Annotated in this window: 19 protein-coding genes; 6 read left to right on the top strand and 13 right to left on the bottom strand. The window is 62.6% G+C overall.

All coding sequences use genetic code 11. From position 1 onward, the window contains the following. Window positions 1–17 precede the first annotated feature (17 nt). Both PspR32_RS26470 and ptrR read right to left on the bottom strand, forming a co-directional pair. A complete protein-coding gene (locus tag PspR32_RS26470) occupies window positions 18–143 on the bottom strand; it encodes a PA1414 family protein (RefSeq protein WP_010223057.1) in 126 nt (41 codons plus the stop codon). Between the two features lie 123 nt (window positions 144–266). Then, on the bottom strand, window positions 267–1,160 hold the full coding sequence (gene ptrR / locus PspR32_RS06935; RefSeq protein ID WP_010223058.1) for a putrescine utilization regulator PtrR: 894 nt from the start codon (window positions 1,158–1,160) through the stop codon (window positions 267–269). Between the two features lie 106 nt (window positions 1,161–1,266). On the opposite strand from ptrR, the gene PspR32_RS06930 reads away from it, so the two are divergent. Further along, complete coding sequence (locus PspR32_RS06930) at window positions 1,267–2,448, top strand: YbfB/YjiJ family MFS transporter (protein WP_159388251.1); 1,182 nt, start codon at window positions 1,267–1,269, stop codon at window positions 2,446–2,448. Here the strand turns inward: PspR32_RS06930 and PspR32_RS06925 are convergent. The 4 genes from PspR32_RS06925 to PspR32_RS06910 form a co-directional block, all read right to left on the bottom strand. After that, a complete protein-coding gene (locus PspR32_RS06925; protein WP_010223060.1) occupies window positions 2,399–3,325 on the bottom strand; it encodes a DMT family transporter in 927 nt (308 codons plus the stop codon). The genes PspR32_RS06930 and PspR32_RS06925 overlap by 50 nt on opposite strands. Before the next feature lie 109 nt (window positions 3,326–3,434). Continuing rightward, entirely contained in the window at window positions 3,435–3,827 is a 393-nt protein-coding gene (locus PspR32_RS06920; RefSeq protein ID WP_010223061.1) for a hypothetical protein, read from the bottom strand. Window positions 3,828–4,045: 218 nt separating this feature from the next. After that, complete coding sequence (locus PspR32_RS06915; RefSeq protein WP_159388250.1) at window positions 4,046–4,975, bottom strand: IS110 family transposase; 930 nt, start codon at window positions 4,973–4,975, stop codon at window positions 4,046–4,048. Window positions 4,976–5,211: 236 nt separating this feature from the next. Next, window positions 5,212–6,537 carry a DEAD/DEAH box helicase gene (locus PspR32_RS06910; RefSeq protein WP_010223062.1) on the bottom strand — a complete coding sequence of 442 codons (1,326 nt, stop codon included), beginning with the start codon at window positions 6,535–6,537 and terminating at the stop codon, window positions 5,212–5,214. Window positions 6,538–6,681: 144 nt separating this feature from the next. On the opposite strand from PspR32_RS06910, the gene PspR32_RS06905 reads away from it, so the two are divergent. Beyond that, a complete protein-coding gene (locus PspR32_RS06905) occupies window positions 6,682–7,983 on the top strand; it encodes a mechanosensitive ion channel family protein (protein ID WP_010223063.1) in 1,302 nt (433 codons plus the stop codon). Here the strand turns inward: PspR32_RS06905 and PspR32_RS06900 are convergent. The 3 genes from PspR32_RS06900 to PspR32_RS06890 all read right to left on the bottom strand — a co-directional run bounded on the left by PspR32_RS06900 (window position 7,924) and on the right by PspR32_RS06890 (window position 10,039). Further along, window positions 7,924–8,802, bottom strand: coding sequence for a carboxylate/amino acid/amine transporter (locus PspR32_RS06900; RefSeq protein WP_010223064.1), 879 nt, complete (start codon window positions 8,800–8,802; stop codon window positions 7,924–7,926). The genes PspR32_RS06905 and PspR32_RS06900 overlap by 60 nt on opposite strands. Before the next feature lie 213 nt (window positions 8,803–9,015). After that, on the bottom strand, window positions 9,016–9,615 hold the full coding sequence (locus tag PspR32_RS06895) for an FMN-dependent NADH-azoreductase (protein WP_036994222.1): 600 nt from the start codon (window positions 9,613–9,615) through the stop codon (window positions 9,016–9,018). 109 nt (window positions 9,616–9,724) lie between these two features. Continuing rightward, window positions 9,725–10,039: a hypothetical protein gene (locus tag PspR32_RS06890; protein ID WP_010223066.1), complete on the bottom strand. Its 315-nt coding sequence runs from the start codon at window positions 10,037–10,039 to the stop codon at window positions 9,725–9,727. Window positions 10,040–10,088: 49 nt separating this feature from the next. Here PspR32_RS06890 and PspR32_RS06885 point away from each other — a divergent pair, with 49 nt between their 5' ends. The 4 genes from PspR32_RS06885 to PspR32_RS06870 all read left to right on the top strand — a co-directional run bounded on the left by PspR32_RS06885 (window position 10,089) and on the right by PspR32_RS06870 (window position 14,287). After that, complete coding sequence (locus PspR32_RS06885; RefSeq protein ID WP_010223067.1) at window positions 10,089–11,012, top strand: LysR family transcriptional regulator; 924 nt, start codon at window positions 10,089–10,091, stop codon at window positions 11,010–11,012. 14 nt (window positions 11,013–11,026) lie between these two features. Then, window positions 11,027–11,839, top strand: a complete 813-nt coding sequence (locus PspR32_RS06880; protein ID WP_010223068.1) for an alpha/beta fold hydrolase — start codon at window positions 11,027–11,029, stop codon at window positions 11,837–11,839. After that, a complete protein-coding gene (locus tag PspR32_RS06875; RefSeq protein WP_010223069.1) occupies window positions 11,833–12,390 on the top strand; it encodes a peptidylprolyl isomerase A in 558 nt (185 codons plus the stop codon). Before PspR32_RS06880 ends, PspR32_RS06875 begins: the two co-directional genes overlap by 7 nt. Window positions 12,391–12,454: 64 nt before the next feature. Beyond that, entirely contained in the window at window positions 12,455–14,287 is a 1,833-nt protein-coding gene (locus PspR32_RS06870; protein ID WP_036994221.1) for an ABC transporter ATP-binding protein, read from the top strand. A 66-nt stretch (window positions 14,288–14,353) separates the two neighbouring features. Here PspR32_RS06870 and PspR32_RS06865 read toward each other — a convergent pair whose 3' ends face one another. The 4 genes from PspR32_RS06865 to PspR32_RS06850 form a co-directional block, all read right to left on the bottom strand. Then, on the bottom strand, window positions 14,354–15,478 hold the full coding sequence (locus PspR32_RS06865; RefSeq protein ID WP_036994220.1) for a GNAT family N-acetyltransferase: 1,125 nt from the start codon (window positions 15,476–15,478) through the stop codon (window positions 14,354–14,356). An 84-nt stretch (window positions 15,479–15,562) separates the two neighbouring features. Beyond that, a complete protein-coding gene (locus PspR32_RS06860; protein WP_010223072.1) occupies window positions 15,563–16,876 on the bottom strand; it encodes an OprO/OprP family phosphate-selective porin in 1,314 nt (437 codons plus the stop codon). A gap of 198 nt (window positions 16,877–17,074) precedes the next feature. Continuing rightward, a complete protein-coding gene (locus PspR32_RS06855) occupies window positions 17,075–17,305 on the bottom strand; it encodes an anti-sigma factor family protein (protein WP_010223073.1) in 231 nt (76 codons plus the stop codon). Continuing rightward, window positions 17,299–17,910 (bottom strand): RNA polymerase sigma factor, encoded by a 612-nt coding sequence (locus PspR32_RS06850; RefSeq protein WP_159388249.1) that lies wholly within the window; start codon window positions 17,908–17,910, stop codon window positions 17,299–17,301. The genes PspR32_RS06855 and PspR32_RS06850 overlap by 7 nt, the downstream gene beginning before the upstream one ends. Window positions 17,911–17,935: the final 25 nt, after the last annotated feature.

The following is a 17,935-nucleotide window of genomic DNA, read 5'->3' as shown; positions in this document are numbered from 1 at the left end:
GCGGCGGCCGACGTGTTTTAGCGACGTGGCTGGCGCTTGCGCTGTTCTTCGTCGGTTGGAATCGGCACCGGCTGTAGCGGTGGCGGGATCAGGCCCAAGGCAGCGGCCAGGTCGTGGAGCCAGTTGAACAGATGGTTTCTCATAACTCCCCCTTACGGGTCAGCCTGCACGGCGAACAAATCCTGCGATGCTTCATACAGATCATAGCCCGATGTCTTACATTGCGCATGTTGAAAACATACGACCAAAGCCAAGTTTGATCTCCCTCAAGCACTGACCGCCAGCCCCGGCGCCTGTGCAACTGTTTCCCCTTGTTGCAAATCGATCCAGGCACTCAGGTTCGCCCCGCGCATGCCCTTGCGCCACATCAGCCAGGTGGTGGCCTGACCGAACGGCGCCTGCAGGCGATGCACCGCCACCCGCTCCCTGCCCGGCAGGCTGTCGAGCATCGACTGGGCCATCAGCGCCACCCCTGCTCCGGCGATTACGCAGGCGAGCATGCTTGGATATGACTCGATCTCCATGGCCCGGCCCATGGCCGCATGATCATGGGCATACCAGGCTTCCAGGCGCATCCGGTAGGAACAACCCTGACGAAAGGTGAACACCGCCCGCCCGGCGACATCGCGGGCACTGCGCACTGGCGCATGGCCGGGCTCGGTGATCAGCACCAGGGTTTCATCGCACAGCGGTACCCCATCGAGCCCGGCCAGGGCTAGCGGTCCATCAACCAATGCCGCGTCCAGGCGACCACTGAGCAAGCCTTCGAGCAACTCGCCGCTGGGCGCCGCCTGCACCTGCAGGTTCACCGCCGGATAAGCGCTGTGGTACCGGGCCAGCAGCTCCGGCAGGTGAATCGCCGCAGTGCTGTACATCGAGCCGAGGACGAACTCCCCGGCGGGTTGCCCGCCCTGCACGGCGGCAAAAGCTTCATCATGCAGGGCAAGCATGCGCCCAGCGTAATCGAGCAGCACCTTGCCCGCCGGTGATAGCTGCAAACGCTGGCGTTCACGGCGGAACAGCTCGACGCCCAGTTGCTCTTCGAGCTGGCGCAGGCGGGTCGACAGGTTCGACGGTACCCGGTGCAGGCGCTCGGCAGCGCGGGTCACCGAGCCCTCCTCGGCCACCGCCTGAAAAATCCGCAACTGGCTGAGCTCCATGAGCCATTCTCCAAAACAGAATAAGTTTCTCATCATTATTCAATTTTATTGAAAGTCAACCGGCTTTAGCCTGACGGTCATCCACGCCTGTGCAGGAATCGCCGCCATGTCGCCACTTGCCCGCCTTCTCGCCTGTGCCGTTGCCCTGATGATGGCCATGGGCATTGGCCGCTTCGCCCTGACCCCGCAGTTGCCGCACCTGATCAGCGAAGGCCAGATCAGCCTGACCGCCGCCGGCCTGATCGCCGCCGCCAACTACCTGGGGTATTTCCTCGGTGCGCTGGACGCCATGTTCGCCCGCCGCCCGGGCCAGGTCAGCGCGCGCCTGCACGCAGGGCTGTGGCTGTGTGTAGTGCTGACCCTGGCGTCGTTCTGGGCCAGCGGCTTCTGGGCCCACCTGCTGCTGCGCTTTGGCACCGGCGTGGCCAGCGCCTGGGTGCTGGTCATGCTCACCAGCTTCAGCCAGCAAGTGGCGGCGGCCAGCAACCGGCCACGGCTGGGCGCCCTGGTATTTGCCGGGCCTGGCGTGGGAATTTTGCTTACCGGCATGCTGGCGCTGGTCGCCAACCTCAAGGGCCTGGGTTCGGCACCTTTGTGGCTGATCTACGCGGCGGTTGCCCTGCTGATGCTGCTGGTCGTGCTGCCAGCGCTGCCACGTCCGCAGCCAGACATGCCTGCTGGCAGCCCGGCGCTCGCCCAGCCCGCCGCACAAGGGATGGGCCGCTTGGGCGGGGTGTATGCGCTGTACGGTATCGGTTACATCATCCCCGCGACCTTCATGTCGCAGATGGCCAGCGCGCGCTTTCACGGGCACTGGCTGGCTGATCTGTTCTGGCCCGGCTTCGGCCTGGCGGCAGCGCTGGGCGTGGTGCTGGTCAGCCTGCGCCGCCCGGGCATGGGCAGTACCTCACACTGGCTGATCGCAACCCTGTGGCTGCAGGCCGCCGGCGTGTTCGCTTGCCTGCTGGGCAACGGCCTGGGCCTGGCGCTCGGGGTGGTCCTCTGTGGCGGCCCGTTCCTGGCCTGTATGCAACTGGTAATGCAACGCTCGCGGGAGCTGGCGCCGCAGGCAAGCCAACGCAATGCCGGGTTGCTGACCGCCTGCTTTGCCCTCGGCCAGCTCAGCGGGCCGTTGCTGGCGGCGCTGAGCAATCAGTTTGCCGGCAGCCTGCAAGCCGCGCTGGTCATCGCGGCCAGCGGCCTGTTACTCGCAGGCATGCTGCTGTTGCGCGCGCAGGCTAGCCGAGCAGGCTGCGCAGGCGTCGGCGCACCCACTGCTCAGCGCTGACCAGGGTCACCCCGAGCAGCACCATGATCGCCCCGAGGACGAAGTTCAGGCTCAGCGGCTCGCCGAGCAGCAGCACCCCGAAGGTCACCCCGAACAACGGGGTAATAAAGGAGAACACCGCCAGGTTCGAGGCCAGGTAGCGGCGCAGCAGCCAGAACCAGGTCAGGTAGCTGAAGAACGACACGATCAGGCCCTGGAACAGCAGGCTGCCGATCGATAGCGGGGTGAACTGCACGTGGGTAACCTGACCACTGGCGACGGCTATCAGCAGCAAGCCGACGAAACCGACCGCCAATTGATAGAACAGCGTCAGAGTCGCCGGGGCTTCAGACAACCGCGAAGCACGCACCACCACGGTGGTTGCGCCCCAGGCCAGGCCCGCCAGCACACCGAAGGCATCACCGAGCAACATGCGCCCGTCCAACTGCGCCAACGAGATACCACCTGCAAAAGCAAAGGCAATGCCGCCAAACGCCAACAGGATGCCCAGCCACTGCAAGGGCCGCAGCCGCTCGCTCGGCAGCATGAAATGCAGGCCCAGGGCAGTGAACACCGGTGCGGTGTAAAGGAATACCGACATGTGCGCCGCCGAGGTCAGCTTCAGGCCTTCGGCGATGAACAGAAACTCCAGGCCGAACAGCGCACCGGCCAGCAGACCGCCACGCCAGGTGCTGGCTACCTGATCCCAGCCGCCGCGAAAGCACATCAGCAGGCCGACCAGCACCGCCGCCATGCCCGAGCGCATGGCCTGTTGCATGACCGGGGCGATATCCGGCGCGGCCCACTTGATCATGACCTGCTGGATACCCCAGATCAGGCACAGTACCAGCATCACTTGCAGGGCAAAGGCATCGGTATTGCGGCGGCTGACGCTCATCGGGCGCCCCCGGAATCAGGCATCGACATGGCAGGTTCTCGGCAGAAGTGGATCCATCGCCGATTATCAGCGGCAGCGGCCGCTCAATGCCAGCCTTGTGTTGCCTGCTTCAGGCAATCTGCGCCCTGGAGGCCAATTGATCGAAGGTCGTTTCGTCCAGGGGATCGTCCTGTTCATCCAGTACCTGACGCGGGTGAGCGTTGCCCGGAATGCTGCTGTCCAGCAGGCTCAACAGCCGCGAGCCGCGTTCGGTGAGGATGAAGTTCTCGCCGTTGCCGCCCTCGTCTTCCGGGCGTGACGCAAAATAACCGCGCTCGAACAGCAGCTTTTCGTACTCACATGCCTTGGTTTTCAGATGATCGAGATCGCCAGGGGCCGCACCCTCGGCCGCCAGCTGGGCCGCATGCTGCTCGGCGTAGGGCCTGGGGGTAAAACTGTGCCCGGCGCTGTTCTGCGCTTCGTGCAACAGGCGTTCGATCAGGTCCCAGTCATAGGTGGTCATTGGCATAGCCTCAATCAGGGTAAGTAAGATTGTGACCGGTGCGCGGGGCTGCGGTTCGACTGATTTTAAGCGTGCCGCCAGCCTGCTGCCCGCTGATCGACAAGCGGTTGCAGGAGCTGAAGGCAGCGGAGAAAAAGACCTGAAATCGGGGTGGGGCTATCGCTGGCAAGCCAGCTCCCACAAGGACGGCAAAGAACCTGTGGGAGCAACTGTCTTGATCAGGCTGTTTGCACTCGCCAAGGGGTATTGTCCCGCAGCATTGCATTCAGCCTGACGATCAGCACCCGCATGCAGGCTACGAGGGCCACTTTGGCGCACTTGCCACGCTCCCGAAGTGCTTCGTAGCGTGCTTTAAATTCCGTGTTGTGGCGGATGATGATCCAGCTCGACATGTACAGCACTCGCCTTACATGCGCCCGGCCACCCCATATCTGGCGGTGCCCTCGATGGCTACCGCTATCGTTGTTGTAAGGCGCTACGCCCACCAGCGCGGCGATTTGACGGCGGTCCAACTGCCCCAGTTCAGGCAGTGAGGCGAGCAGATTTGCGGCGGTTACCCGACCGATTCCGCTCACCGCCAACAACTGACGCGCCCTGGTATCGTCAAGTTGCACCATCGCCTGGTCAATTTCTTCGTCGAGGCGTTTGATCAGCACTTTCAGCTGCTCTATATGCTCATCGAAGTGGGCCATCACTGTTGCCGAGCGACATTGCTGGCGACGCCGCTTGTAGTCATCACGGCTCTGCACAAATTGGGCGCGCTGCTTCACCAGCTCTCGCAGCTCTTCGCGTTCAGGGCTGACCGGTTGGCCTTGAGGGGCGCTGAGGTGTGCAGCGAAGTCCGCAAGGACTTCGGCGTCGATCTTGTCGGTTTTGGCTTTTTTACCCATGGCATCGGCGAATTTTCGGGCACGGGCTGGGTTGATGCAGATGGTTTCCAGTCCTGCTGAGGCCAGGGCGATCAACACATCTTTCTCGTAGCCGCCTGTCGCTTCGATCAGCACTCGACTGATATTGAAGTCCTTCAGACGCTCAAGCAACGCCTCGAAGCCTGCGGAGTTGTTGGCCACTTCGAAGCGGATTTTTTGAGGTTTGATGCAGATCTCTAAAGTGGCTTTGGCAGTGTCGATTCCAACAGAAGACAACATGGCTGAACCCTCTTACACTCAGTTGTGAGAGCGCTCTGGCTTGGCCCACGCTTGTGATTCGAGAGGCGCTCAATCAACTGTTCGGGCTCGGGCCAGAGTGGAGAGGTGAATGGCAGCTTTGCTCCCACACGTGCTTTGAGCACTACCGGCGTGCAGCTTGCCATTCACCGCTCTCACTTCTGATTCTATTCCTACCTCAAGACACAAGCCGGTCTTGCCGGCGATGAGGCCGGCGCTTACTCCGCAGCCGGCGCCGGCTTGCGGCGCTTGAGCGGTGCCAGGCCATCGGCGCTGGCCAGCGGGGCGTTAGGCTTCGGCTTGGCGGTCGGCTTGCGCTTGGCTACGACCTTCTTGTCGCCTTTCTTGTCAGCTTTTTTCTTCTTCACACCGGCCGCCTTGCCCGAGGCCTTGACCTTCTTCGGCCCGGTGTACGTGCCTTTGACTTCCTTGATCACCCGACGCTCGAAGCTCTGCTTCAGGTAGCGCTCGATGCTCGACATCAGGTTCCAGTCGCCGTGGCAGATCAGCGATACCGCCAGGCCTTCGTTACCGGCACGGCCGGTACGGCCGATGCGGTGCACGTACTCGTCGCCACTGCGTGGCATGTCGAAGTTGATCACCAGGTCCAGGCCGTCGACGTCCAGGCCGCGGGCGGCGACGTCGGTGGCAACGAGGATCTTGGCGCCGCCCTGCTTCAGGCGCTCGATCGCCAGCTTGCGGTCCTTCTGGTCCTTGTCGCCGTGCAGCACGAACGCCTTGTAGTCCTTGGCCACCAGGTGCCCGTAGATGCGGTCGGCCATCACCCGGGTGTTGGTGAAGATGATCGCCTTGTCGTAGGTCTCGTTCTGCAGCAGCCACTGCACGATCTGTTCTTTGTGCTGGTTATGGTCGGCGGTGATGATCTGCTGGCGGGTGCCTTCGGCCAGCTGGCTGACGCTGTTGAGCATCAGGTGTTCAGGGGTTTTCAGCACTTTGCCGATCATGTCGCGCAGGCCGGCACCGCCGGTGGTGGCGGAGAACAGCATGGTCTGTTCACGGTTCGGGCATTCGTTGCACAAGCGCTCGACGTCTTCGGCAAAGCCCATGTCGAGCATGCGGTCGGCTTCATCGAGCACGATGACCTGGACATGCTCCAGGTGCAGGTTGCCGGCATTGAGCTGTTCGAGCAGGCGACCCGGGGTGCCGATCAGCACGTCCGGCACCTTGCGCAGCATCGCTGCCTGTTCCTTGAAGTCTTCACCGCCGGTGATCAGGCCGGCCTTGATGAAGGTGAACTGGGAGAAACGCTCGACTTCCTTGAGGGTCTGCTGCGCCAGCTCGCGGGTCGGCAGCAGCACCAGGGCGCGAATTTCGACACGTTTTTGCTTGAGGTCAACCAGGCGGTTGAGCATCGGCAGGACGAAGGCTGCAGTCTTGCCGCTACCGGTTTGCGCCGTCACCCGCAGGTCACGCCCTTGCAACGCCAATGGGATGGCCGCTGCCTGCACCGGCGTCGGCTCGACAAATTTCAGCTCGGCCACGGCTTTGAGCAGGCGTTCGTGCAGGGCGAATTGGGAAAACACGGGTGTACCTCGGGCATGTGCAAAAAATTCAGTTGCATAGGGTAACGTTTTCCGGCGTCGGAGCCGAATTTCTTTTGGCAACTTCTTGCCAATACGCGCTCTAATGGCCTTGTTTTCGACTTGCGGACCCTCTACGACACCGTTATGGACATTCAACAGCTGTGGCAAAACACCCTGGACCTCTGGGGCACCCTCGATCAACACCCGGTGCTGCACGCCGGTATCGGCCTTGGCGTCCTGTTGGCGATTGCCCTGGTGCTGGGCCGGGTGGCGCGTTTCCTGGTGCTGCACGCCGCCCGCCTGCTCGGTCGCCAGCCGGCCCTGCACTGGGTCAACGACCTGCGCGAGAACAAGGTGTTCCAGCGCTTGGCCCAGACCACCCCGTCGCTGGTGGTGCAGTTTGGCCTCAAGCTGGTGCCGGAGCTCAGCGCCACCAGCCAGCATTTCCTCGGCAACGTTGCCCTGGCCTTCACCATCCTGTTCCTGACCCTGGCCCTGAGCGCCCTGCTCGACGCCCTGCTGGACATCTACGCACGCACCGAGCACGCCCGTACCCGCTCGATCAAAGGTTACGTGCAGTTGGCCAAGATGGTCCTGTTCGTGTTCGGCGCCATCGTCATCGTCGCCACCCTGATCGACCGCTCGCCGCTGTTGCTGCTCTCAGGCCTGGGTGCGATGTCGGCCGTCATCCTGTTGGTCTACAAGGACACCCTGCTGTCGTTCGTCGCCAGCGTGCAGCTGACCAGCAACGACATGCTGAGGGTCGGCGACTGGATCGAGATGCCCCAGGTCGGCGCCGATGGCGATGTGGTGGACATCACCCTGCACACGGTCAAGGTGCAGAATTTCGACAAGACGATTGTTTCCATTCCCACCTGGCGCTTGATGTCCGAGTCATTCAAGAACTGGCGCGGCATGCAGCAATCGGGCGGGCGGCGGATCAAGCGCAGCTTGTTCATCGATGCCGGCGGCGTGCGTTTTCTGACCAGCGCCGAAGAGCAGCGCCTGTCCGAGGTGCGCCTGCTGACCGACTACATCGCCCGCAAGCGCAACGAACTGCACAGCTGGAACGAGGCCCAGGGCCCGGTGGCGGAGCTGTCGGCCAATCGCCGCCGGCTGACCAACGTCGGCACCTTCCGCGCCTACGCCCTGGCTTATCTGAAAAGCCACCCGGACATCCAACCGAACATGACCTGCATGGTCCGCCAGATGCAGACCACCGCCCAGGGCGTGCCGCTGGAAATCTACTGCTTCACCCGCACCACGGCGTGGGCCGAGTACGAACGCATCCAGGGCGACATCTTCGACTACCTGCTGGCGGTGTTGCCGGAGTTCGGCCTGAGCCTGTACCAGCAACCCAGCGGCAACGACCTGCGCGCCGGCCTGTTACCCTCGACCTTGCCCAGCCAGCAGCGGGCGCTGAGTGCCGAGACGACTGAACCATAGCGACGCCAGGATCACCGCCCCGCCGATGAACAACCGGCCCAGCGGCTCGTGCTGGTTCCAGATCAGCAGGTTGAGCAGCAACCCGACCGGTACATGCAGGTTGTTCATCACCGCCAGGGTGCCGCCTGAAACCAGGCAGGCGCCCTTGTTCCACCAGTACAAACCCAGCGCCGTCGGGCACAGCCCCAGGAACAACAGCACCAGCCATTGCACGTCGGTGCTCGGCAGGTGCTGGGTGTTGCCGAACAGCAGGAACGCCGGCAGCACCACCAACAAGGCACCCAGGTAGAAGTAGCCGAAACGCCGGTAATGCGGCAGGTCGCTGGGGTTGCGCGCGATCAGGTGGCGGTACAGCACCTGCCCGGCGGCATAGGTGAAGTTGGCCAGTTGCAGGAGCAAAAAGCCCATGAAGAAGTCCGGGCTGATGCGGTCAAAGCGAATCACCGCCGCGCCGGCAACCGCCACCAGCGCCGCCACCAGCGCCCAGGGGTTGAAACGCCGGTTCAGGGCATCTTCGATCAGGGTCACGTGCAAGGGCGTGAGAATGGTGAACAGCAGCACCTCCGGCACTGTCAGCACGCGAAAGCTCAGGTACAGGCAGACATAGGTGATGCCGTATTGCAGCGCACCGATTAGCAGCATCGAACGCATGAAGCGCGGTTCGACCTGGCGCCAGCGAGTCAGCGGCAGGAACACCAGCCCGGCCAGCAGCACCCGCGCCAGCACGGCGAAGTAGCTGTCGACATGGCCGGCCAGGTACTCGCCGATCAGGCTGAAGGAAAACGCCTGGATCAACGCGACAATCAATAAATAGCCCATGTGTGCCCCTTGCTGTGGAGGCGGCGACCTTAGCGGTTAGCGGGAGGCCCGGCAACTGCTGAAGGCCCTGCGGGCCTTATCGCTGGCAAGGCCAGCTCCCACAGTGCTTGCATGCAATCGCGAAATAAAAAAGCCCGGTCCTGCACAAGGCAGCGACCGGGCAGGCACACCCAAAGGAGCAACAGGTGTCAGGCGGGAAAATTCATTGCCGGCTCATGCCACCGCAGCAAGCTGCGCCTTGGCCTGGTTCAGGCCCTTCTCGTGGAAATCGCCGCCCATGTTCAGGCCTTCGGCGTGGATGAAGGTCACGTCATGGATACCGATAAAGGCCATGACCTGGCGCAGGTAAGGTTCCTGATGATCGCTGCTGGCACCGGCATGGATACCACCACGGGCGGTGAGGATGTAGGCGCGCTTGCCGGTCAGCAGGCCCTGCGGCCCGGTTTCGGTGTACTTGAAGGTGATGCCGGCACGCAGTACATGGTCCAGCCAGGCTTTAAGGGTGCTGGGAATGGTGAAGTTGTACATCGGTGCGGCCAGGACCAGCACGTCGGCCGCCAGCACTTCATCGGTCAACTCGTTGGAGCGGGTCAGGGCCTGCAGCTCATCGGCATTGCGCTGGGCTTCGGGCTTCATCCAGCCACCGAGCAGGTTGCCATCCAGGTGCGGCACCGGGTTGACGGCCAGGTCGCGCAGGGTGACCTGGTCGGCCGGGTGGGCGGCTTGCCACTGGCTGACGAAGTCACGGGTCAGTTGCCGGGAGATCGAGTCCTGCTGGCGGGCGCTGCTTTCGATGACGAGTACACGGGACATGGGGCTTGCCTCCATCGGCGAGTTCGGTAAGTCGATGGAGGCAAGATTAATGATTGACCTATCGATAAAAAAGCGTAAAAACTGGGTCCAACCTATCAGTTAAATTGTTTTATTCCGGTTTGCAGCTCAAGGCGATACGCAGCTTGATGATTTCCCGGTTGAACTTGGCCGTGGCATCGACGCTTTTTTTCGCCGGCACCAGTACGCGGCGCACCCGTGGCGCTTCCGGACCGTTGCGAAAGGACACCTTGCACTGCGCGGCAACGTCGCCATAGTTGTTCAGGGTGATCGAGCCAATGTCACGGTCGGTGTCGTAGGTGGTGTAGTCGACCTTGACGCCGTCGATGTCCTTTTCCACGTCGATGGGATAGGCCAGGGCCGTGAGCGGAAGCAGGGCCAGCAATACAGCACAATATTTCTTCATACGACGCTCTCCATGAAAGAGCGCCAGCTTAGGACAACAGGAGCCGAAGATGAAAGCGCCGCGCGTAACCCTGGACCAGTGGCGGACCCTGCAGGCGGTGGTCGATCATGGTGGCTTTGCCCAAGCCGCCGAGGCCCTGCACCGCTCGCAATCCTCGGTGAGCTACACCGTGGCGCGCATGCAGGACCAGCTCGGCGTGCCGCTGCTGCGCATCGACGGGCGCAAGGCCGTGCTGACCGAGGCCGGCAACGTGCTGCTGCGCCGCTCGCGGCAACTGGTCAAGCAGGCCAGCCAGCTCGAAGACCTGGCCCACCATATGGAACAGGGCTGGGAAGCCGAAGTGCGCCTGGTGGTCGATGCCGCCTACCCCAACGCCCGCCTGGTCCGCGCCTTGAGTGCGTTCATGCCGCAAAGCCGTGGCTGCCGGGTGCGCCTGCGTGAAGAGGTGCTGTCCGGGGTCGAGGAAGTCCTGCACGAAGGCGTCGCCGACCTTGCCATCAGCGGCTTCAATATTTCCGGCTACCTGGGCACGGAGCTCAGTTCGGTCGAGTTCGTTGCCGTTGCCCACCCCGAACACAGCCTGCACCGCCTGGGTCGGGAACTGAGCTTCCAGGACCTGGAAAGCCAGCTGCAGGTGGTGATCCGCGACTCCGGCCGCGCGCAGCCACGTGACGTCGGCTGGCTGGGCGCCGAACAGCGCTGGACGGTCGGCAGCCTGGCCACCGCCGCGACTTTCGTCAGCAGCGGCCTGGGCTTTGCCTGGTTGCCCCGCCACCTGATCGAACGCGAGCTGCGCGAAGGCCTGCTCAAGCCTTTGCCACTGGATCAGGGTGGCAGTCGCCACCCACTGTTCTACCTTTACTCGAACAAGGACAAACCCCTGGGCCCGGCGACGCAGATCCTCGTCGAATTGCTGCGCAACTTCGACACCGCACCGCTGGATGTGCCCTTCGCCGCGCCCGCCCAAGCCTGACAGGAATCACGCCGATGGCCTACTTCGAACATGAAGGTTGCTCGCTGCACTACGAGGAATACGGCCAGGGCGAGCCGCTGGTGCTGCTGCACGGCCTGGGTTCCAGTTGCCAGGACTGGGAAATGCAGGTGCCGACGCTTGCCCGCCAGTACCGGGTGATCCTCATGGACATCCGCGGCCACGGCCGCTCCGACAAGCCCCGCGAGCGCTACAGCATCGCCAGCTTCAGCGCCGACCTTCTAGCCCTGCTCGAGCAACTGCAGACCGGCCCGGTGCACCTGGTCGGCCTGTCCATGGGCGGCATGGTCGGCTTTCAGTTTGCCGTCGATCACCCCGAGTGGCTGCGCAGCCTGTGCATCGTCAACAGCGCCCCGGAGGTCAAGCGCCGCAGCCGCAGCGACTGGATCTGGTGGGCCAAGCGCTGGGCCCTGGCGCGGCTGCTGAGCCTTGAAACCATCGGCAAGGGCCTGGCCGAACGGCTGTTCCCCAAGCCACAGCAGGCCGACTTGCGGCGCAAGATGGCTGAGCGCTGGGCCAGGAACGACAAGCGTGCGTACCTGGCCAGTTTCGACGCCATTGTCGGCTGGGGCGTGGCGGAACGCCTGGGGCAGATTCGCTGTCCTACCCTGGTCATCAGCGCCGACCAGGATTACACCCCGGTACAACTTAAAGAGCGCTACGTGGCCCTGATTCCACACGCACGGCTGGCGGTGATCGAAGATTCCCGGCACGCTACGCCCCTGGACCAACCTGACCTCTTCAATCAGACGCTGCTGCAGTTCCTGGCGGCGTCCACCACCTCTCAAGGATCATTGAGCCCATGCTGAAAAAACTCCTGCTCGCCACCTGCTCGGTCGTCTTCGCCACCAGCCTGATGGCCGCTGAAAAAGCGCCTCATGTAATGCTGGAAACCAGCTTCGGTCAGATCGAAATCGAACTGAACGAAACCAAGGCGCCGATCAGCAGCAAGAACTTCCTGCAATACGTGGACAGCGGTTTCTACAACAACACCATCTTCCACCGGGTGATCCCGGGTTTCATGGTCCAGGGTGGTGGTTTCACTGAGCAGATGGTGCAAAAAGACACCAAGGCGCCGATTCGCAACGAAGCCAGCAATGGCCTGCAAAACGTCCGTGGCACGTTGTCGATGGCACGCACCTCCAACCCCAACTCGGCCACCAGCCAGTTCTTCATCAACGTTGCCGACAACGCCTTCCTCGACCCGGGCCGTGACGCCGGTTACGCAGTGTTCGGCAAGGTCGTCAAAGGGATGGATGTGGTCGACCAGATCGTCAACTCGCCGACCACCGTCAACAAAGGCATGCGCGATGTACCGGTCGACCCGGTGTTCATCAAGTCGGCCAAGCGTATCGACTGACCCAGGGCTTCACAGGGACGTGAACCAGGCCTGCGGGTCGAACTGAACAGGAGTTACCGTTTTCATGCTGTTTCGCCGCTTCGAAAAGCTCATCGACATCTTCCGTGAGGCGCCTACTGCGGCGCCGCCCACCACGGTATGGCCGTTCTATGTGTACTACCTGCGCCAGGTGTGGCCAAGTTTTGCCGCGCTGCTGGTGATCGGATTCATCGGCGCATTGATCGAAGTGGCCCTTTTCAGTTACTTGAGCCGGATCATCGACCTGGCTCAAGGCACCCCTTCGCTTGATTTCTTCAGCGATCACGCTGCCGAACTGCTGTGGATGCTGGTAGTGGCGCTGATTCTGCGCCCGGTGTTTCTCGGCCTGCACGACCTTCTCGTACACCAGACCATCAGCCCGGGGATGACCAGCATGATCCGCTGGCAGAACCATACCTTCGTGCTCAAGCAGAGCCTGAACTTCTTCCAGAGCGATTTTGCCGGACGCATCGCCCAGCGCATCATGCAGACCGGCAACTCGCTGCGCGACTCGGCGGTGCAGGCGGTGGACGCGCTGTGGCACGTACTGATCTATGCGATCAGCTCGCTGGTGCTGTTTGCCGAGGCCGACTGGCGGCTGATGTTGCCGCTGATGACCTGGATCGCCTGCTACATCGGCGCACTCTGCTACTTCGTGCCACGGGTCAAGGCCCGAGCCGTGATCTCCTCCGATGCCCGCTCCAAGCTCATGGGCCGCATCGTCGATGGCTACACCAACATCGCTACCCTGAAACTCTTCGCCCACACCGACTTCGAGCAGCAATACGCTCGTGAAGCGATCAGCGAGCAGACCGAAAAAACCCAGTTGGCCGCCCGCGTGGTCACCAGCATGGACGTGGTCATCACCAGCCTCAACGGCCTGCTGATCGTCAGCACCACGGGCCTGGCGCTGTGGCTATGGACCCAGTCGCTGATCACGGTCGGTGCCATCGCCCTGGCCACCGGCCTGGTGATCCGCATCGTCAACATGTCCGGCTGGATCATGTGGGTGGTCAACGGCATCTTCGAGAACATCGGCATGGTCCAGGATGGCCTGCAGACCATCGCCCAGCCGGTGAGCGTCACCGACTCGCCGAGCGCACCTACGCTCAAGGTCGATCGCGGCGGGGTGAAGTTCGACAACGTCAGTTTTCACTACGGCAAGGGCAGCCGCATCATCGACGGCCTGAACCTGGACATCCGCCCGGGCGAGAAGATCGGCCTGATCGGCCCGTCCGGCGCGGGCAAGTCAACCCTGGTCAACCTGCTGCTACGCCTGTACGACCTGGAAAGCGGGCGCATCCTCATCGATGGCCAGGACATCGCCCAGGTGACCCAGGCCAGCCTGCGCGCGCAGATCGGCATGATCACCCAGGACACCTCGCTATTGCACCGCTCGATTCGCGAAAACCTGCTGTATGGCCGCCCCGACGCCACCGAAGAAGAGCTGTGGGAAGCGGTACGCCGGGCCCGGGCCGACGAGTTCATTCCGCAACTGTCCGATGCCCAGGGCCGCACCGGCTTCGACGCGCATGTGGGTGAACGCGGGGTCAAGCTCTCCGGCGGCCAGCGCCAGCGCATCGCCATTGCCCGGGTGCTGCTCAAGAATGCGCCGATCCTGATCATGGACGAGGCGACTTCAGCACTGGACTCGGAAGTTGAAGCGGCGATCCAGGAAAGCCTGGAAACCCTGATGCAGGGCAAGACCGTGATCGCCATTGCCCACCGGCTGTCGACCATCGCCCGCATGGATCGTCTGGTGGTCCTGGAGAAAGGCCGGATCGCCGAGATGGGTAGCCACGCGGAGTTGCTGGCGCATCAAGGCTTGTATGCGCGCTTGTGGCATCACCAGACCGGGGGGTTTGTCGGGATCGACTGACAGTAACCTCATCGCGGGTCAAGCCCGCTCCCACAGTGGGAGCGGGCTTGCCCCGCGATGAAGCCCTCAGCCTTGCCGATAAGGCAACGCTAAACGCGCCTCCTCGGCATACGCCAACACCCCCGCCCGCTCCTGCTGCAGGAACTCCTCCACCGCCCGGCGCAAGCCGGGGTGCAGCAGGTAATGCCAGGAACGGGTGATCACCGGCTCAAAACCGCGAATCAGCTTGTGCTCACCTTGCGCCCCGGCATCGAAACGCTGCAGGCCTTCGGCAATCGCCAGGTCCATGCCCTGGTAGAAACAGGTCTCGAAGTGCAGCCGGTCGAACGCATCCAGGCAGCCCCAATAACGGCCATACAGGCTGTCGCCACCGACCAGGCTGAAGGCCATGGCGACATCGCGGCCGCCCTGACGGGCCATGACCACACGAATCGCTGCGGGCATGCGCTCAGCCAGCAGACTGAAAAACGCTCGGGTCAGATAAGGTGCACGACGGCGTACGGCATAGGTATTGGCATAACAGGCAAAAACGAAATCCCACTGGGCCTCGCTCAGTTCATCACCGCGAAACCAATGAAACTCGATGCCGTGCCCCACGACCTGCTCACGCTCCTTGCGCATCTGTTTGCGCTTGCGTGAACTCAAGGTGTCGAGAAAATCCTGGAAGTCGCGGTAGCCCTGATTACGCCAATGAAACTGGCAACCCAGGCGTTCCATCCAGCCTTCACGCTCGCGCATCAGCGCATCGGCGCGCTCATCGGTGAAGTTGATATGCGCGCCGGACATCCCCTGTGCAAACAGTTCGTCCGTCAGTTGATCGACCAGCTCGGCCGCCGCATGCGGGTCGCCCAGCAAGCGCGGGCCGGTCACCGGCGAGAACGGCACGGCGCAGAGCAGCTTGGGATAATAGGCAATCCCCGCCCGCTCGCAGGCATCGGCCCAACCGTGGTCGAACACGTACTCGCCGAATGAGTGGGTCTTCACATAGGCCGGCAAGGCCGCGCGCAGTTGGCCGGCACTGTCGGTGAGCAACTGATGCGCCGGGCTCCAACCGGTGTGGCGGCTGACGCTGCCGCTGTCCTCCAGGCTGGACAGAAACGCGTGGCGCAAAAACGGCTGCTCCTGTGGCACCAGGGCATCCCAGGTGGCAGGCGTGAGTTCGGCAAGGTGTTGCAAGATGAGCTTGGGCATTGACGCAGTCTGCCTCGTCGCGCAGACGAAAAAAAGCCCCGCACAAGCGGGGCTGAAGATCTAACGGATGAGGAGCGGTATTGCTTAGAACACGTACTGCGCGCGCATGACGAAACCGTCGCCGCTGTCGTCGCCGACAGCGTTCTCGGCATTGTCGACCTTGGCTTTGACGTACACGCCGCTGAGCTTGATCGACTCGTTGGCGTACCAGTTCAGACCAACGTTATGCACCTTGCCTTCGATATCGCTGACGTTGGCGAACGCGCCATTGTCGTCATCGACGCTCAGGTGGTCATAGCGGTAGAACACTTCCCAGGCACCGATCTGCTTGTTCGAGGGTTTGATGCTGTCGAACTTGCCGAGCTTGTAGCCACGGGCTTCACCGGTGATGGTGTAGGCCAGCTGACCGTAGTAGCCGTCAGCCTTGATGTCGGAGAACGCGGCGCTGTCGGCCTGGACGTCACGCTTGACGTATTCGCCCTGAACCGAGAACGGGCCCATGGCCCAGGCCGCTTCCAGCCCCCAGGCCTTGTCGGTGTCATAGGCACCGGCCGGGGTGTTGTTGCGGCCGCCCAGGGTCAGGCGGTTGCCGTTGGTACCGGCATCCTGGCCGCCGTCGGTGCTGACGCCGCGCATGCCCAGGCGGCTGCGGATACGGCCGTCGAACGCGGTGTCGGAGAGGTCGCGCTGGGCATAGTTGATACCCAAGTGCAGGACGTTGCCGGCTTCGTGCATCGGTGCGAAGACGCCGCGCAGGTTGAACTGCTTGGTGCTGTCGCCGTCCTTGTCCTGGTTGGTGGCGTCCTTGGCGAAGGCACCGACCGAGCCATACAGCGAGTCACCGGCGTTACCCGAAACCTGCAGGCCCAGGCCGCCGTTGTGGGCGTTGGTCCAGTCGACCAGGTCGTAGGCAGCGGTACGTTCCTGAGCGGTTACCCACTTGGAGCTGGTGGCTTTTTCCAGGCCGAACTCAGGGTCGAAACGACCGAACTTGATCGATACCGGGCTGAAGCCGTTGTAGGCCAGCGAGGCTTCATCGAAGTAACCGTCTTCGGAACGGTTGTCACCGCCGGAGTTGTGCGAGAAGTCGTAAGCGATCTGGTAGGCCCAGTCCTTGTACATCACGCCGCCCAGTTCCAGGTAGGCGCGGCGGAAGTAACCGGCGTCAGCGGTGTTGCCGTTGTTGGTGTAGAAACCGTCGAAACGGCTGTAGTCGGCCTGAATCCGACCGCCCAGCTTGAAGCTGAACTCTTTGTCGGTGGTAGCGACCTCGAGGCCACCCTTGGTCTTGACTACGATATCGGCGCCGTCGGTGGTCACGGTACCCGCGAAAGCCTGGGCGGTAACGGCCATGGCCAAGGCGCTGGCTGCGAAACCTGCGAAGTGCTTACGGATCATCGAAGAAGCTCCCCTACTTTATGGTCTTGATAATGTTGGAAAAACACGCGGCTCAAGCCACTTGTGCTGGGGAGGAATCTTGGCGGGGGCTTATGTCAGATCAGTGGCTTTTAGATAAATGTTTTGTGACAAGGGAACTTTTTTACTTCGAAATGAAATAAGCCGGAAAGCTCCGTTGCAGAGCCTTCCAAGCGTGATTCAGGAGTTTTTCAGCTCCCGGGCCAGACGCTCGGCCAGGGCATCGCTGTCGACCACCGGCGCCTCCGGCAAGGCCCGTACCGTCGCCTGGGCCACGCGCATCTGCTTGAGAAAGCGCCGGCAGTGGCGACAGAACAACAGGTGCTGACGCACCATCAGGCGCTCGCCCAGGGTCAGTTGTTCATCCAGGTAGTCGCTTGAGCGGGCGACGAGTTGCTTGCAGCTCAGCATTGGCCGGTTTCCTCGAAATGTTCCAGGGTCGCAAAGACCTTGAGGCGCGCCCGGTGCAGCAGCACGCGGACATTGGAGAGGGAAATCTCGAGAAGATTACAGATCTGCTCAAGCTCCAGACCCTGCCGCTCGCGCAACACCAGCACACTGCGTTGCAGTTCCGACAGGCTCAGCAAAGTATGTTCAAGGCATTCGCGCAACTGCTCACGGCTGAGCATGGCCTCTGGCGTGTCTTCGTGCCAGGCCGAGGGCCCTTGCAGCCAGTGCCCGTCGGTGGCGAAGCGCTCGTCGCCGACCGTGCCATGAGGGCCAGGCAGGTCATCGAGCAGCACTTCGCGGCGATTCTGCTTGTAGCGGGTCTTGGCCGCGTTGGCGGTAATGGTGAGCAGCCAGGTCTTGAGGCTCGAACGCTGCTCGAAGCCCTTGAGGTTACGCACCACCGCCAGCCAGGCATCCTGTACCGCCTCATCGGCGTGCCGGCTGCCGACAATCGCGTTGGCGACTGCGCGCATGGCGCCCTGATAGGTGTCGACCAGTTCCTTGAACGCTTGTTGCTCACCCTTGAGCAGCCTCTCCAGCAAGCGGGCTTGTTGTTCGCCAGTCATCGCCATCCATCCATCGTTCTGCGGG

Source organism: Pseudomonas sp. R32, from assembly GCF_009866705.1.
Lineage (GTDB): Bacteria > Pseudomonadota > Gammaproteobacteria > Pseudomonadales > Pseudomonadaceae > Aquipseudomonas > Aquipseudomonas donghuensis.
Note: the sequence above shows the minus strand (reverse complement) of the source record. Positions and strands in the feature narration are given on the sequence as shown.